Origin of the sequence: Kribbella sp. NBC_00382 (assembly GCF_036067295.1) — a bacterium.
In the GTDB taxonomy this organism is placed as follows: Bacteria; Actinomycetota; Actinomycetes; order Propionibacteriales; family Kribbellaceae; genus Kribbella.
Genome location: NZ_CP107954.1, coordinates 5,372,329 through 5,386,961, shown reverse-complemented (window position 1 = coordinate 5,386,961; position 14,633 = coordinate 5,372,329). Strand labels below are relative to the sequence as shown.

Below are 14,633 nucleotides of genomic sequence, written 5' to 3'. Positions count from 1 at the left end.
CCACTACCAGGATGCGGGGTTTGCGACCGCCTCGCATCTTGAATCTGTTCTCAGCGTCCTGAGGCGTAGAGCGCGCGCACCTCCGCATCGCCGAGGGCCCGGTCGAACAAGTGCACCTGGTCGACCGTGCCGTCCAGGTAGTCGACCGAGTTGCCACCGAACTTGGCCCGGCCGATCACCGAGTGCCCGGTCGAGGTGGAATCCAGGCTGCACGCGCTCTTGGTCGCGGCCAGCTCACCGTCGACATACAGCCTGAGCTCACCCTTCGCGGCATCCCGTACGCCGGCCAGGTGGTACCACTGATCCGGATTGGGCTTGGTCGGCGCGAGTGCGCGCTGGCCGGGGAAGCTCATCGCGAATCGCTGGTCGGCGCCGGAGTACTGCAGGAAGAAGGCACTGTCGCGATCTCCGTCCTGGCTGACGACGGTCTGGAACGAGCCATCCGCCTTGTTCAGCTTCACCCAGGCCATCGCGGTGTAGTTGCCGGACGTGTCGAGCAGCTGCGCGCCGGTGTCGATGAACTGGTTGGATCCGTTCAGCGCAACGCCTTGGCCGTTCTTGCCGGGGGCAAAGACCGCGCCGTTCTGCAGCGTCGCGTCATTGGTGCCGACGGCATCTTCCGCGGTTCCGTCGAGCGGGTAGAAATGGATGCCGTCGGCACCTGGTGTGCCCGGCGGCAGCGGCGGGCCGCTCGTACCGGTGCCGTCGGCCCCCTTGATGATGTCCTGGTTGACGGCCCGTACTTGGGCGAAGTCCATCTTGGGGATCTGCCGGTCGTAGGTGAAGAAGCCGTTCAGCTCGCCCTCGACATCGGTGATCTGGGTGTAGACCGAGCCGCTGATGCCACAGGAGTTGGCGGAGCGCAGTACGTCGCGCTGGTTCTCGACGTACCGGCGGGTGAGCGTCGTCTTGTCGGGCGTCATCTCGTACGCGAAGCCGTCGCCGAACCACATGTGGTCGGTGGTCTTGAGGCCGAATCCGCCGTGCTCGCCGTCGACCGCCACCCGATCACCAGCCGGGGTGGAGGTAGCCGGGCCGAGGTACGCGTGATGGTCGATCATGTCGCCGCGGCCGGAGTCACCGAGCGAGTCGCAGCAGTTCATGCCGCTGTGCGCGTTGACGAGCCTGGACGGGTCCTGTGCCTTCACGCTGTCCGCGATCCGGCCGGTCTCGGCCAGGTCCCACTCACCCCAGCCCTCGTTGAACGGGATCCAGGTGGTGATCGAGGTGAAGCTCTTGTGCTCGTCGACCATCTCGCGCAGCTCGGCCTTGAACTGGTCACGCCAGGGTCCGGCCGGGATCGGGTCGGGCTTCGCGGCGGGCATGTCCTGCCAGACCATCAGGCCCAATTGGTCCGCGTGGTAGTACCAGCGGTCCGGCTCGACCTTGATGTGCTTGCGGACGGTGTTGAAGCCGAGCTTCTTGTGCTGGACGAGGTCGAAGGCGAGGGCCTCATCGGTCGGCGCGGTGTTCAGACCGTCCGGCCAGAAGCCTTGGTCGAGGGTCGACAGGTTGAAGAGGATCTTGCCGTTCAGGGCCAGCCGGAGCTTGCCGTCGGCACCCTTCATCTTGCCGACCGATCGCATTCCGGAGTACGAGCCGACCTCGTCCTGGGTCTTGCCGCGGTCGATCAGCTTGACCTTGAGGGTGTAGAGGAACGGGCTGTCCGGCGACCAGAGCTTGGGGTTCTTGATCGGCAGCTTGAGCTCGGTGTCGGCCTTGCCCTTCACCTGGCCGACGATCTTGCTGCCGTCGTACGCCGTGGCTTCGACGTCAAGTCCGGCCGGGCCGCTGGTGTCGGCGGTGAGCTTCAGCGAGCTGCTCGGCAGGTCGGGGGTGAGCTGCAGCCGGTCGATCGAGGAGGTGGCGACGGGCTCCATCCAGACGGTCCGCCAGATGCCGGAGCTGCCTTGGTAGAAGATGCCGTGGTCGCTGACCTCGCGTTGCTTGCCGATCGGCTGGAACGTCTCGTCGGTGAGGTCCTCGGCCCAGACGATCAGCTCCTGCGGACCGGATCGTTTGAGCACGTTGGTGACATCGACGTCGAAACCGTCGTAGCCGCCGCGATGGGTGGCGACCTGGCGGCCATTCACCCAGACCTTCGCGTCGTAGTCGACGGCGCCGAAGTGGAGCAGCAGGCGCTGACCCTTCCAGCTACTCGGCACGGTGAAGGTCCGGCGGTACCACATCCGGTCCTCATGCCGCTGTACTCCGGACAGCGCCGACTCGATCGGGTACGGGACCAGCACCTGTTCGGCCAGCGTCTTGTCGAACGGCGGGGCCTCCCCCGTGGCGGCCGGCGCGAACTCCCACAGTCCGTTGAGGTTCTGCCACTTCTTGCGGGTGAGCTGCGGCCTCGGGTACTCCGGGAGCGCGTTGGTGGGCGACACGTCGTCGGTCCATGGCGTGGTCAGTGGCGGGGTCCCCTTGTGCCAACCGGTCTGCGCGGCCGGTTGTCCGACTGCCTGTTGAGTGCCGGAGGCGAGCGCGGTCGCGGCCAGCAGGCCTGCGACCGCGGCCGCCACCGCACGTCGTCTGAACTTCATGGGCTTCCCTCTCGTGGGCGGTGAAAGGTCAGTCCGTTGGAAACGCTCCCGTGACGGGGCGTGACCGGTCGGACACGCCCGTCATTCAAGGCGCGCCAGAACAAAAAGGCAAGAGTTCAGTCAGAATCGAACATTGAGTGACCGGTAGTGGTCATTGGGGTCAGCCCGGCAGGACGCAGACCGGGATGGGGGCGGTGAAGGAGGTCTTCGGGGTCAGGGCGCCTGACTGGGTGTCGACCGCGAAGGTGGTGACGTTGTTGGACCGCTGATTGGAGACCAGCAGCAGTTTGCCGGTCGGGTCCAGCGTCACATGCCGCGGCCAGTCGCCGCCGCAGGACGGCGTACCGATGCGCCGCAGGCTCGCTCCCCCGGACTCGACGGCGAAGATGGCGACGCTGTTGTGGCCGCGGTTAGTGAGGTACACGAAGCGGCCGTCCGGCGACACGATCACCTCGCCCGGGTAGTTCGTCGGGCCGCCGCTCGGAGCCGTTGCCTGGGCCGCTCCCGGGGTGACCTTGCCGGTCGCGCCGTCATACTGGCAGACAGTGATCGTGCTGTTCAGCTCGGCGGCGGCGTAGGCGTAGCGGCCGTTGGGGTGGAACGCGAGGTGGCGCGGTCCGGCGCCTGCCTTGACCTTTGCCTGGCTCTTCAGGGAGAGCTTGCCGTTGGCAATCGTGTAGGTGTAGATCGTGTCGGTGCCTAGGTCGACGGCCAGGACATAGTTGCCGGTCGGGTCCTGGAGGACCTGGTGGGCATGCGGTGCTGTGCCGGTGTGCTTGACCAGGTCGGTTCGGGCACCGAGGCTGCCGTCCGTTTTGACCGGGTGGACGGAGATGTCGCCGGAGCCGTAGTTGGCGCTCAGCAGGTACTTGCCATTGGCAACCAGGGCCAGGTGGCAGGGCGCGTTTCCGCCGTTGGGCTGGCGATTGAGCACGCGCAGCTGGCCGGGTGAGTCGACGGCGATGGCGGTTACGCCGCCGGTCGACTGCTCGTTCACGGCGTACAGGTTGCGGCCGGATGGAGAGAGGATCAGGAACGACGGGTCCTGAACGCCGGCCAGTACGCCGGTGGAGGTGAGCTGGCCGGTCGTTACGTCGTACGAGGCGATCCCGATGCCCGTGCCACCACCCGGCTCGGAGGTGTAGGTGCCGAGGTACAGGGTGCCCGTGGCCTGACAACTCGCGTTGGCCAGGGCTGGCGTGACCCCTACTGCTGCGCTGCCGACGGCAGCGGCGGTGAGTCCGAGGAATTGGCGGCGGCTCGTACCCATGACACATCCTCCGAGCATTTAGGTAATGATCCGACCACAAAGAGTGGCCCAGCTCGGCTTCTGTGGCAAGAGGCACAACGGATGTTGCAGATTACGCAACCGGGATCGTGAGGGATGAGGGGTTGCCGGCGGGTGAGCTGAAGGTGACCGTGCTGCCGACGCTGCTGCGGCCGAGGTAGCGCGGATCGACGGTGTCGACGACGAGTACCAGGTGATGGCCCGCCGGCACCTCCCAACTGGTCGCCTCGAGCCTCAGGTCGACGGTCTTGGGCTGCCCGGCCGTTGCCCCGCGCAACGTGTACGGCTTGTGGGCGATGAGCGATCCGGCGCCGAGCGCGTCCACGTCGTACAGGTAGGCGAAGAGCGAGGTGTCGGCCTTGCTCGGCGTGACAGTCACATGCAGCCTGGGCGCTCCGTTGACGATCGTCTTGGAGCTGTACGCCGGACCCGACCAGACCCCGGCGAAGGTGCGATCGACGAGTGGGGTGGCGACGCCTACCGGGATCGAGAGCAGCCCTTGGAGCGCACCCGAGATGAGGACCACGCCGCTGTCGGCGACTGTCGGGATGCCGGCGCCGATGCCATTGGACCAGCCGGTGGAGGCCTGGCCCTGCAGGGATCCGGTCCGCGACAGGCCGGTGGGCTTGGTGAGGTACGAGGTGGTCGGTGTCCCGACCGCGGCCCAACTGGGGTAGCCGCGCCAGACGTTCCGCTGCGACTTCAGCTGGACGGGAGCCTCTTGGTCGGCGCCATTGTCCGCGCCGGTGAGGAAGTGCTTGAGCCAGGGCGCGAGCTCGTCCCAGACCTCGTTGGGCAGGCCGATCGCGCCGGTCACCTCGGGGGTCGCGTGGTCGCCGTGCGCGAGCAACAGCCGCTTCGGGCCGGTCAGCTGGGTGAAGAAGTCCGTGTACTGCGTCGGCGGGAAGATCGAGTCCTCGAAGGCGTTGGCCAGGAAGACGGCGGGGTGGTTCGCGTTGATCTGGTCGACCACCGTTTTCGCCGACCGGACCGGCGCGAGCGCGGTCGCCTCATTGATCGCTCCGTCGATGTCGCCGGTGACGAACTTGGTCTGCAGCGACTGCATCTCGGGTCCGGGCCGGCCGGTGATGTTGCCCAGCGCAAGGAGTGCGGCGACGGCCTGCAGATTGACCGTGTCATTGGGGTTCAGCGAGGCGATCAGGTCGGCCCAGCCGCTGAGCGCGCCAACCGCTTTGATCCGGGGGTCCTGGGCGCTGGCGAGCAGCGAGATGCCGGCGCCGTACGAAATGCCGACGGAGGCGACCCGGCTGGTGTCGGCCGGTGTGTGGTCGGCGGCCCAGTCGATCACTTCGGTGACGTCGGCAACGGTCGGCGGACCGGCGATGTCGATGCCGCCGGCGGAGTCCCAGAATCCGCGACTGCTGTACGAGATCACCTGGAACCCTGCGGTGGCCAGCTTGCTGCCCTGGCCGACGTACTCGAGGTTCGGCACGCCCCAGCTCGACGGCATCACCACGAGCGGGAACGGGCCCGCGCCCTGGCCGGTCGGGGTGAGTACGACGGCCCCGATCTCGGTCCCGCCGGCGCCGGGGATGCGCTGGTACGACGTACTGAAACCCGCTGGAGCTGCCTGGGTCGGGATCGGGGCGAGGCCGATGCTCGCGACGAGGACTGCTAGGGCGACGACGAGTCTGCGCATCGATGACCTCCGGCGGGGCAGGGCGAGGTTACTCCTCGGTTTTACCGAAGGGTAACCACGAAGTTACCGGTGTGTCACTAGGTGAGTGCTCTGGGTCAGAACGGGCTGACCCCGGTGGCCTCGACCGACCAGGCCCAGAGCTGCTCGGCCAGGTGCGGGTCCTGGGCGGCCTTGGTCGGGTGGACCAGCTTCGGCTTGCCCCGGAACTCGAAGAACGACGGCCCGTAGAACGCACCGGGCCGCACGTCGGGCGACGTCGCGGCGTACAGGCTGGGCCAGGCGCCGGCCGCCGCCGACTGGGCGACGATCTTGGTGCCGATGCCCATGATCCGGGCCTCGAGATTGGCGCCGCCGAGCATCGGACCGGACGTCTGCAGCTGGGTCCGGGCGTAGCCGGGGTGCGAGCCTGCGCTCAGCAGCGTAGTACCGGCTGCTCTGGCCCGGCGGTCCAGCTCGAGCATGAAGAGCACGTTGGCGAGTTTGGACTTGCCGTAGGCGTCCCACTTGGCATAGCCGTTCTCTGCCCGGAGGTCGGACTCGCGGATGGTGCTGACCGTCTTGTGCATGAACGAGCTGACCGTCACCACCCGCGGGCTCTTTGCCCTGAGCAGCAATGGCATCAGGCGGGCGGTCAACGCGAAGTGGCCGAGGTGGTTGGTGCCCACCTGCAGCTCGAACCCGTCCACGGTCTGCCGGTACGGCGTCGCCATCACGCCGGCGTTGTTGACCAGCAGGTCGAGCGTCTCGTGCGTCGCGCTGAAGCTCTTGGCGGCCGCTTCGACACCGGCCAGATCGGCCAGGTCGAGGTCGAGGATCTTCGCGTCCTTGCCGGTAGCGTCCTTCAGCTTCGCTGCCGCCCGCGCGGACTTCTCCGGGTTGCGGGCCGCGATCGTCACCTCGGCGCCGTGCGTCAGCAGCTCGCGGGCGGTCTCCAGACCGAGCCCGCTGGTCGCGCCGGTGACCAGGGCCCGACGGCCGCTCAGGTCAGGGATGTCCTTGGTGCTCCAGCTCATGCGCCCACAGTAGTCGTGAGCGCATGAGCTGTAGCGAGTACTGGTGTTACGAGAGGATCTTGCGCGCCTTGAAGGCTGTGGTCACCTGGGCGGCGGCCGCCTTGCCGTAGAGCAGGCGAGCGGACTGCACGGTCACCCGGGCAGCGTCGGCGAACGAGGTGTCCGGCGCGTAGAAGAACGTGCCCTGCAGGATCACCTTGTTGGCCTTGTTCCGGCCGAGTGCCTTCTGGATGTCCCAGAGCGCGTTCGACCAGATCTCACCGTCGTCGTGCACCTCACCGTCGATGTCGTCGGTGGTCTTGCCGGTGTCGGTGCGACGCAGGCAGTGCTTCGGGCCGTCGGTGTACGACGTGGCGTCCCAGTCCATCACGCACGGGATGTCGTAGCCCTTGCTGACCGGGATGGACTGCTGCACGGCCCAGTAGTCGCCGAAGCCCTCGCCGATCGCGCCGGCCTGCTCCGACTCACCGAAGCCCGGGACGACGTCGTCCTGGATCGCGTGACCGTACTCGTGCCAGATCACCTCGGCGTCCTCGGCGTCGTCGACGCCACCCTCGCCCATCGTGATGACGTCGGTGGACGGGTCGTAGAACGAGTTGTCGCCCTCGAAGGTGTTGATCGAGAAGTCCTGCGACTCGCTGTTCACGTCCTTGAAGCCGAGCGAGTGGATGTACTCCTGGGTCTGGTTGACCTGGTAGTACGCCATCACCTGCTCGAACTTGTCGTTGGCGCGCTGGTACACGAAGTGGTTGTTCTTGTTGACCGCCACTCCGCCCTTGGCCTCGGCGATGTTGACGTACTTTCCGTTGAGCTTGCCGGAGCCGTCCAGGTTGCGCAGGATGACGTTCTTCTGCGCCAGGAACAAGGCGTTCTGGTTCTTGTCGTCCTGGTCGGTCAGGTCCTCGTTCTTCAGCGTGACGACCGGGTTCGGGTCGAACACCGAGCCGGTGCCGTCGATGTTGTCGCTGATCACCTTCGACTCCACGACCGTACCGGTCTTGGCGTCGACGAGTGAGCGGCTGACGCCCTCGGTCGACCGCGACGTGACGTTCCAGACCAGCTTGGCGTTCGGTCCGCCGAGCACGGCCAGCTGGGCCGCGCCCTGGGCCGCTGCCGGCGCCGGGGTGGCATCCTTGCCGCCGGTGGTCCGGCTCCGGGCCGCGCGCGCGGTGACGGCGGTGTTGGCGCTCTTGGTCGCGGTGGCCGAGGCAACCTTCGCACTGACGTCGAGGTTCGCCGGTACGGCGTCGCGGCCGTCGGTGACCTGCACCTTGCCCGACTTGTCGACGTGCTGCGCGTAGTACCCGCCGACGACCGGCAGACCCTTGAAGGTCTGCTGGTACCAGTAGTGCTTGCCGAGCAGCGACGTCTTCGTCTTGATCAGCTTCAGGTTCGCCGGCACCGCGCTGGCTGCCTGACTGCTCGCCGGCGCTGCCCCCGCCGCGCTGGTGAACGACATTCCGAGTGCCAGCACCACTCCAGTGGTGGTGATGGCTGCGATCGCCTTTCGGCGACGCGACTGCTCCCTCATACTCATTCCCTCCCAAGGTGGGCGAACGACCGTGGTGAAACGACTACGATCCGTCGCGACCCTAGTTCGCCCGGCACCTTCGTGGGAAGCAAAACTTTGCGTAACCGCGCCTCGGCAAGGGAAAACATCTAGCCTCGGGCGCCGGTGTTTGCACAGGGCAAGCTCCCGGCAACTGGTGGCGTTGACCTCTGGGCCGGGAGAGGATCTCCCATGACCACCAAGCTGAGCCTGCGAGCCCAGAACCGCGCCACCCTGGACCGCCAGTGGCTGATCGAACGCCACCCGGCAACCGCTCTGGAAGCGATCGAACACCTGGTCGGCATGCAGGCCCAGATCCCCCTGGCCCCCTACGTCGGCCTGTGGACCCGCCTGGTCGACTTCGACCCGATGGAACTGGCCAGCCTCCTGGAAACCCGCCAGGCCGTCCGCGGCTCCCTCATGCGAGCCACCATCCACCTGGTCTCCAGCCGCGACTTCCTGGCCCTGCGCGGCCTGATCCAGCCCCGCCTGGAACGCGAGGTCTACTCCAACACCACCTACGGCGGCAAACGCCTGGAGGGCTTGGACATGCAAGCCGTCCTCGCTGCCGGCCTAGCCCGCCTAGCCGAAGCCCCCGCCACAGCCGCCGAACTCCGCGACCACCTGGCCCCCCTCTGGCCAGACCGAGACGCCCCGTCCCTAGCTCACGCAGTCCGCTGCCTACTCCCCACCATCCAAATCCCTCCACGAGGAGTCTGGGGCAAATCCGGCAACCCCACCCTCACCACAGCCGACCTCTGGCTGAACACCCCCATCACCCCCACCCCCGACGTAGACGCCCTGGTCCTCCGCTACCTAGCCGCCTACGGCCCCGCCACAGTCGCCGACGCCCAAAACTGGTCCGGCCTAACTCACCTAGCAGAAGTCTTCGCCCGCCTGGACCTCCGCACCTACACCGACCCAGAAACCAACCGCCCCCTCTACGACCTCCCCGACCTGGTCCTCCCCGACGAGCAAAGCGAAGTCCCCACCCGCTTCCTCCCCGAATACGACAACCTCCTCCTCTCCCACGCCAACCGATCCCGCTTCCACCCCACCCCCGCCCCCAACCCCCGCCCCCTCCTAGAAACCCTCAGCAAAGGCACAGTCCTCCACAACGGCTACGCAACCGCCCTCTGGAGACAACCCAAACGAACCAAAACAACCGCAACCCTAGAAATAGAACCCCTCACCCACCTCACCCCCACCACCCGAACCACCATAGAAACCGAAGCCCAAAACCTGCTGGCCTTCACCACCCCCACCGCCACCACCACCGAAATCCACTTCCTCCCCTGAACGCACGAACCTAGGGAGAGAACGCCCCAATGTCAGCGATATGCTCCCCGTGTCGGCCGAGGTGCGCGAACACCGTTGAAGCTGATGAGACCGCGGCGCATTTCGGATCCGACTCCGTGCGCCGCGGTCTGCTTATGCTCTGAGGTCGACAGTCGCCGGACTGGCAATACCCGGGCGGGATTCAGATGGTTGAGGTCGTCTCAAGAACATGAATCCGATCGGTCAAGGTGGGCCGGCCCGACATGAATTCGTCGCGACGGCTACCACGTTGTCCGAGAGTCTCCCGATGTTGTACCTGCCATCCGTACAGCACTTGCACCAGGGAGCGACCGTAGCCGAGTTGCGCCGCCCTGCGGTCAGCCTGTTTGACCTGCCACCGGCTTAGCCAGGCGAGGATGGGTGGAGCGACGAAAGGCGTTAGGAACAGGAACGGCCAGAGGTAGCCATGCCGGAAGATCAGCACCATTAACAAGATCCCGACATACCCGAGCAGACCAAAGAGAACGACCGCACATCCAAGGGCCGGCACCCTGCGCATCAGCCGGCCGAGCGCCCGAACGACGATGAGTGTGACGCGAGCAGGAATCGAATACCAGAAGGTGAGCAGGCTAAGCCATGCTCGTCCGCTGAGATGATGGCTCAGCTCATGAGCCAGAACACCTTCCAGGTGCGAGGGAGGAAGGGTGTACAGCGCCCAGCGAGTCACCGCGATCGTGTGCCCTGGGGTCGGCGTCGCATTCACGTCATCTGATTCCTGAATCCAGAGAGTGAAGCGGCCCGGATCGACGTTTGCCCGTCGCGCCAGCTGATACCAAGCCGGTGCCAACCGCTGTTGTTCCACCAGCGTGGGTAACCGCAGGCGTAGCAGATGCCGGGCAATCAGCGGCTCGACCGGCCGTACGAGGACGACCGCGCCTGAGAGGATCCAAACGGCTACCACGATCCAGCCTGCAGTGAACCCCAAGAAGCCGCCCAACCAGGCGACAACGCAGAGGCTCCAGAAGAACCACGGCACCGCAGCTGCCAATGCAGTTCCAATGCCAGAATCGATCCGTAGAGGCCCGCGCGCGTCATCTCCGCCGGGAAGTTGTGGAAGTTGCTGCCCCCCAGAGAGCTGTTGCCAGTCCGCACTCGCGGGCGGCGGTCCCCACGGCTGATTTCCGGCAGGAGGCCACGGCGGATTCTGGGATCCGTACGGAACGGGCGGACCTTGGTACGGCTGGTCACCACCAACTGGCCCTCGCGGATCGAACGAGTCGGGCGGGCCGCTCATGAGGTGCTCTCCTTATCGGGGCGTAGCCGTGGGATCTCAGTGTGCTGCACGTCTTGAACTGTCTCAGTAGAGCGACACATGGACGTGGTCGAAGTGGCCGCCGGTGACGTCGGTTGGTACGTAGACGCCGCCGCCGTTGTACGGGATCCAGGTGCCGCGTTTGGCGGACCAGATCTTTCCGTACCAGATCACATAGTGGACGCCGGTCTGCGCCGCCGTCTGCACGGCCCAGTTGGCGATCCGGTCTCCTTCTGCCTTGATCGGTGCGGACTGGCGGGAGTCGCCTCCGACCATGACGTCGCAGGCTTTTCCGCGTGGATGGTCGCTGGTGGGGTTCCACGCGTGCGCGTCCCAGCAGCTCATGCTGAGCGCTCCCAGCGACTTGCGGGCCAGGGCGACCCATGCGGCGGTCCGCGGCGTCACCAGTCCGCCAGTTCCGGTCGGGTCGGCGATCGTCTGCTGCTCAGGTGGCCACACGCCATTGATGGGCTGGCCTGAAACCAGTCCCTGTCCGCATTGGCTGTTGTCGGTCAGCGCCTGGGCATCGTCGCCACCACCGGGTGGTGCACCTGCGCGACCGGCGTACGGATCACCGGGACGATTCAGATTGATCCCCGCCGACGCAGCGATGTTCTTGGCCGCCTCCTCATGCTGGCCATAAGCATCCGGAAAGCCGGAGACCTGTACTGCTTGAGCCGCATCGTTGTAGGACATCGACGGCCAACCGTTGATATCGACCAGACCTGGCGGATCCGGCGGGTTGACCCCACCGAAGAATGCCTCCGCCGCGTAGCGAGGGTCCATGATCTGTTCCACGGTGCCCCAGCCGGCGGCCGGTCGCTGCTGGAAGAGGCCGACCGAGTCGCGGTCACCATAAGACAGGTTCTGCAGCTGAGACTCCTGCAATGCGGTCATCAGAGCAACCAAGGTGGCCTGGCCGGGTAGTCCTCGCTTCGTGGCCACGTCGTCGATGATCCTGGCGAAGGCGATCTGGTTCTGACGCAACTTCACGCTGGTGTTCGGATCACCTGCTTGCCCCGGCGCGAGCGGCAGACAAGCTGCCTGTGGCTTGCCGGCGGCTCCGAACGGCGCGAGCATCAAGAGGCCGACCACCCCGACCAGTGCCATCGCCGAGACGGCCTTGAGAACCAGGCCGGCGCTCATCAAGCCGCCGGCGCGAGACGCATTACGAGCGTCGAACATCTCGGCCTCCTCCCGCGATGCTCATGGTCCGGTACCGCCGGAGACATCACTGATCAGCCACTTGCCCTCTACGGCGATCACGGTGACCAGGAGCGGAACATCGAATCGTTGAGGTTTCGTGCCGGTCGTCTGGATGGTCACCTTCACCAGACGCGTGACCCGGGTATCCGTGTCGACCGGAGCGACATCGGCCCGCGGAACGCTGACCACTGCCGCCACCACCGTCGACCGCCCGTTGCTTGCCTTCAATGCGTCGTACGTTGAATCACCTGCAGCAGCGAAGCTGCCGGCCAGTCCCGGGGTGACATAGTCAGCGGTCTTGTTGATCAGCTGCGAGTAGCTCTCAACCGCCGGATCACGGGTGTAGAACACTCGCGCCCAGGTCTCGACGACCTTCACCGCACCGGTGATCGCTGTCGGCGGCGGACGATGGGTCTCCGGCGGCGGCGTCGACTGCGTCGGCGTGGTGGTTGGCTGTTCCGAGGTCGAGGCCGATGTCGCGCCGGGAGCGGTCGGCTGCGAGATCGGCTGGCCAGGGGTCAGCAGTCCGACCGGCTGCTCTTTGTCATCGCCTCCGCCCAGGATCCGCGGAAGGCCTCCACCGAGACCGAGAATCACCACCATCACGATGATCACGAGGACAACGATCGCGGCCGGCGAAACCGGCTCCGCCTGCCGCTGACTACGCAGCCAGGCCATCCGCGCAGCATGATCGTCGCGACGCCAGGTCTTCTTCGCCTGCCGCCGCTCACGACGGCTGAGCTCGTCGAGTTCCTCGGGATAGTCGTAGTCGTTGTTGACGACGGAGCGCCAGCTGTCCGGCTCCGGCGGAAGGGGACGCTGACCGGGCCGCCGCGCATCCGGGTCTCTGTCGCGCTTTCTACCTGCCATCGCCCATCACCGACGTTTCGGTACGTGCACAGTCACGCCGTCTTTCGTGAACTGCGAGTACTCCCTGAACCGGCGCTGTTTCGCGGTCGTGGTCCGGCGGCGTGGGCCCCCCTTCGGCGGGCCTTCGCGCAAGCTGGCGGACTGGACATAGGAGCGCGGTTCGTACCGAGGTTCGCTGACCGGGGAGGCCTGAACCCGCTTCGAGTGACGCGGCGCGCGCTGGGTCTCCGACGAGGCAGCACGTGGCGCTTTGGCGGCTGAGGTACTGACGCCCGCCGAGCTCGTGCCGACCGAGATGGTGCGGCGAGCCTCACCGCGCGCTTGTGTCCGCGTCCGAGTCCGCGAAAGGCTCAAGGCAGACGACTTGCGTCCGGATCCGCCGCCAGCGACACCACCTGCTTCGGGAGCGGCGGTTCCGGTGCTGGCACCGGGTCCACTTGCAGCGGCGGCGCTCACAGTCTCCGGCTTCCGTCGCTCCGCGCCGGTCGTCAACTCGTACGGGCTTCCACCGGATGACGTCGATCGCCCAAGTGCACCGACTGCCGGAGCCTGCCGGAAGACGCGAACCGTAGAAACGCGCTGCGTGCCGGTGCCGGGCTGATTGGCTCCCTCGCGGGGTCGTTCCGATGGCGTCGGTGAGGTCGAACCTCTGTTGCTGATCGCGCTCGTCAAACGCTGGATGGCTCCGGTCGCGCCGCGGCGGGCAAGGTTGCCCAGCATGATGCTTCCGGTCCCCGGGCGCATCATGCTGGTCAGGCTGTCGAGTAGACGGCGGACCCGGACGCCCACGATCAAGACACAAATCGCGAGACCTGTGACGGGCAGCCAGCCAAGACTTGCGCTCAAGCTGAAGACGGCGGTGAGCAGCGTCAACGCCGTACCGAAGATGAGCATCGCCAGGAAGGACTGCAGAACAAGGCCTATCAAAGCCTCGAACCAGTTCAGCCCCCACTGACGCGGTCTGCCCGGGATGATCCAGAGACAGGCAAAGAACACCCCTACGACCAAAAGCAGCAAGCAGCCTATGAACGCCATCAATGCCGTAAAAGCCAACGCGATGTTCAAGAAGGCGAAAAGGGTCGCGGCGATGCCCGCGATCATCACCACGGCGACTCGACCGAACGGGTTGTCGCCCTTGAGCCATTTGACTGTCGGCGCGTCGTTGCCGCCTTCAGCGGGCGCGACGACATCGTTGACGTACTTCGTTCTGGCGTCCCTATCGGTGCCGACGTCGAGGAGTCCCTTGCCATAACGCTCACACGCGGCGATTGATCCGAACTCGGCGATGCACCATGGCGTCACGACGAATCCCCGCCAGCTCGCGTCAGCAGACTTGCGGAGCAGGGTGTCCTTCGGTGTTCCGGTGAAACCTGGCTCAGGCCACGCGACAGGGGTCTGCATCGTGGGCCCCATCGCATCTGACGAGGCGGTCATCACGGCGCCGGCACCAAGTTGCCGAGCACCATCGACGCCACGGATCCACGTTCCGGGCGCCAGCGCAAAACTAATGCTGAGCAGTCCCGCCACGAACACCCACACCAACTGGCCAAGAGCGCTACCCGAGGTCTTCCGTTGCGTGTACGCAGCCACTGCTCCGAAGGCCAAGGCGGACGGGAGGAGCCAACCGGCCAGCTGAGTACCTGTTGCTCCGACGGTTGCCGATGTAGCGCTCGTCAATGAGGTGACGTCAGTGAACGAGAACAGCCACCATCCAACTGAGATGGCCGCACGGGTGATCGCGGTGACGAACATCATGACGAGCAACGCGTAACCGTTGAAGATCATGTTGAAGGTGTCACTGATACCCGAATCGAAGTCCAGCGTGTACAGCATGGGGCTGTAGGACTCGAAGAGGGTTCGGGAGTCGCCGTGGGTCAGGTCGGGGGTTGGTAGGAGGTCGCCGAAGCCGGT

10 protein-coding genes are annotated in these 14,633 nt (G+C 66.1%); 1 reads left to right on the top strand and 9 read right to left on the bottom strand.

The window, feature by feature from the left end; genetic code table 11:
- Positions 1-50: 50 nt before the first annotated feature.
- The 5 genes from OHA70_RS25885 to OHA70_RS25865 all read right to left on the bottom strand — a co-directional run bounded on the left by OHA70_RS25885 (position 51) and on the right by OHA70_RS25865 (position 8,038).
- Entirely contained in the window at positions 51-2,546 is a 2,496-nt protein-coding gene (locus tag OHA70_RS25885; RefSeq protein ID WP_328322018.1) for a LamG-like jellyroll fold domain-containing protein, read from the bottom strand.
- 160 nt (positions 2,547-2,706) lie between these two features.
- Positions 2,707-3,816, bottom strand: a complete 1,110-nt coding sequence (locus OHA70_RS25880) for a lactonase family protein (protein WP_328322016.1) — start codon at positions 3,814-3,816, stop codon at positions 2,707-2,709.
- Positions 3,817-3,907: 91 nt separating this feature from the next.
- On the bottom strand, positions 3,908-5,494 hold the full coding sequence (locus OHA70_RS25875) for a CocE/NonD family hydrolase (protein ID WP_328322014.1): 1,587 nt from the start codon (positions 5,492-5,494) through the stop codon (positions 3,908-3,910).
- Between the two features lie 95 nt (positions 5,495-5,589).
- The gene (locus tag OHA70_RS25870; protein WP_328322012.1) at positions 5,590-6,507 is read right to left on the bottom strand and encodes an oxidoreductase; all 918 of its coding nucleotides are present in this window, start codon (positions 6,505-6,507) and stop codon (positions 5,590-5,592) included.
- A 46-nt stretch (positions 6,508-6,553) separates the two neighbouring features.
- The gene (locus OHA70_RS25865; RefSeq protein ID WP_328322010.1) at positions 6,554-8,038 is read right to left on the bottom strand and encodes a M4 family metallopeptidase; all 1,485 of its coding nucleotides are present in this window, start codon (positions 8,036-8,038) and stop codon (positions 6,554-6,556) included.
- A gap of 210 nt (positions 8,039-8,248) precedes the next feature.
- Here OHA70_RS25865 and OHA70_RS25860 point away from each other — a divergent pair, with 210 nt between their 5' ends.
- Positions 8,249-9,355, top strand: coding sequence for a winged helix DNA-binding domain-containing protein (locus tag OHA70_RS25860; RefSeq protein ID WP_328322008.1), 1,107 nt, complete (start codon positions 8,249-8,251; stop codon positions 9,353-9,355).
- Between the two features lie 181 nt (positions 9,356-9,536).
- Here OHA70_RS25860 and OHA70_RS25855 read toward each other — a convergent pair whose 3' ends face one another.
- From OHA70_RS25855 to OHA70_RS25840, 4 genes are all read right to left on the bottom strand, one after another.
- Positions 9,537-10,370 (bottom strand): M48 family metalloprotease, encoded by an 834-nt coding sequence (locus tag OHA70_RS25855; protein ID WP_328322006.1) that lies wholly within the window; start codon positions 10,368-10,370, stop codon positions 9,537-9,539.
- Positions 10,371-10,691: 321 nt separating this feature from the next.
- Complete coding sequence (locus tag OHA70_RS25850; protein ID WP_328322004.1) at positions 10,692-11,831, bottom strand: hypothetical protein; 1,140 nt, start codon at positions 11,829-11,831, stop codon at positions 10,692-10,694.
- Between the two features lie 21 nt (positions 11,832-11,852).
- On the bottom strand, positions 11,853-12,722 hold the full coding sequence (locus OHA70_RS25845) for a hypothetical protein (protein ID WP_328322002.1): 870 nt from the start codon (positions 12,720-12,722) through the stop codon (positions 11,853-11,855).
- A 6-nt stretch (positions 12,723-12,728) separates the two neighbouring features.
- Positions 12,729-14,555, bottom strand: coding sequence for a hypothetical protein (locus OHA70_RS25840; RefSeq protein ID WP_328322000.1), 1,827 nt, complete (start codon positions 14,553-14,555; stop codon positions 12,729-12,731).
- Positions 14,556-14,633: the final 78 nt, after the last annotated feature.

What these genes read in the sequence shown, in the direction of transcription:
- OHA70_RS25860 (WP_328322008.1), top strand. Translation starts at nt 8,249, where the DNA reads ATGACCACCAAGCTGAGCCTGCGAGCCCAGAACCGCGCCACCCTGGAC.
- OHA70_RS25845 (WP_328322002.1), bottom strand. Translation starts at nt 12,722, where the DNA reads ATGGCAGGTAGAAAGCGCGACAGAGACCCGGATGCGCGGCGGCCCGGT.
- OHA70_RS25885 (WP_328322018.1), bottom strand. Translation starts at nt 2,546, where the DNA reads ATGAAGTTCAGACGACGTGCGGTGGCGGCCGCGGTCGCAGGCCTGCTG.
- OHA70_RS25875 (WP_328322014.1), bottom strand. Translation starts at nt 5,494, where the DNA reads ATGCGCAGACTCGTCGTCGCCCTAGCAGTCCTCGTCGCGAGCATCGGC.
- OHA70_RS25840 (WP_328322000.1), bottom strand. Translation starts at nt 14,555, where the DNA reads ATGCTGTACACGCTGGACTTCGATTCGGGTATCAGTGACACCTTCAAC.
- OHA70_RS25850 (WP_328322004.1), bottom strand. Translation starts at nt 11,831, where the DNA reads ATGTTCGACGCTCGTAATGCGTCTCGCGCCGGCGGCTTGATGAGCGCC.
- OHA70_RS25880 (WP_328322016.1), bottom strand. Translation starts at nt 3,816, where the DNA reads ATGGGTACGAGCCGCCGCCAATTCCTCGGACTCACCGCCGCTGCCGTC.
- OHA70_RS25865 (WP_328322010.1), bottom strand. Translation starts at nt 8,038, where the DNA reads ATGAGGGAGCAGTCGCGTCGCCGAAAGGCGATCGCAGCCATCACCACC.
- OHA70_RS25870 (WP_328322012.1), bottom strand. Translation starts at nt 6,507, where the DNA reads ATGAGCTGGAGCACCAAGGACATCCCTGACCTGAGCGGCCGTCGGGCC.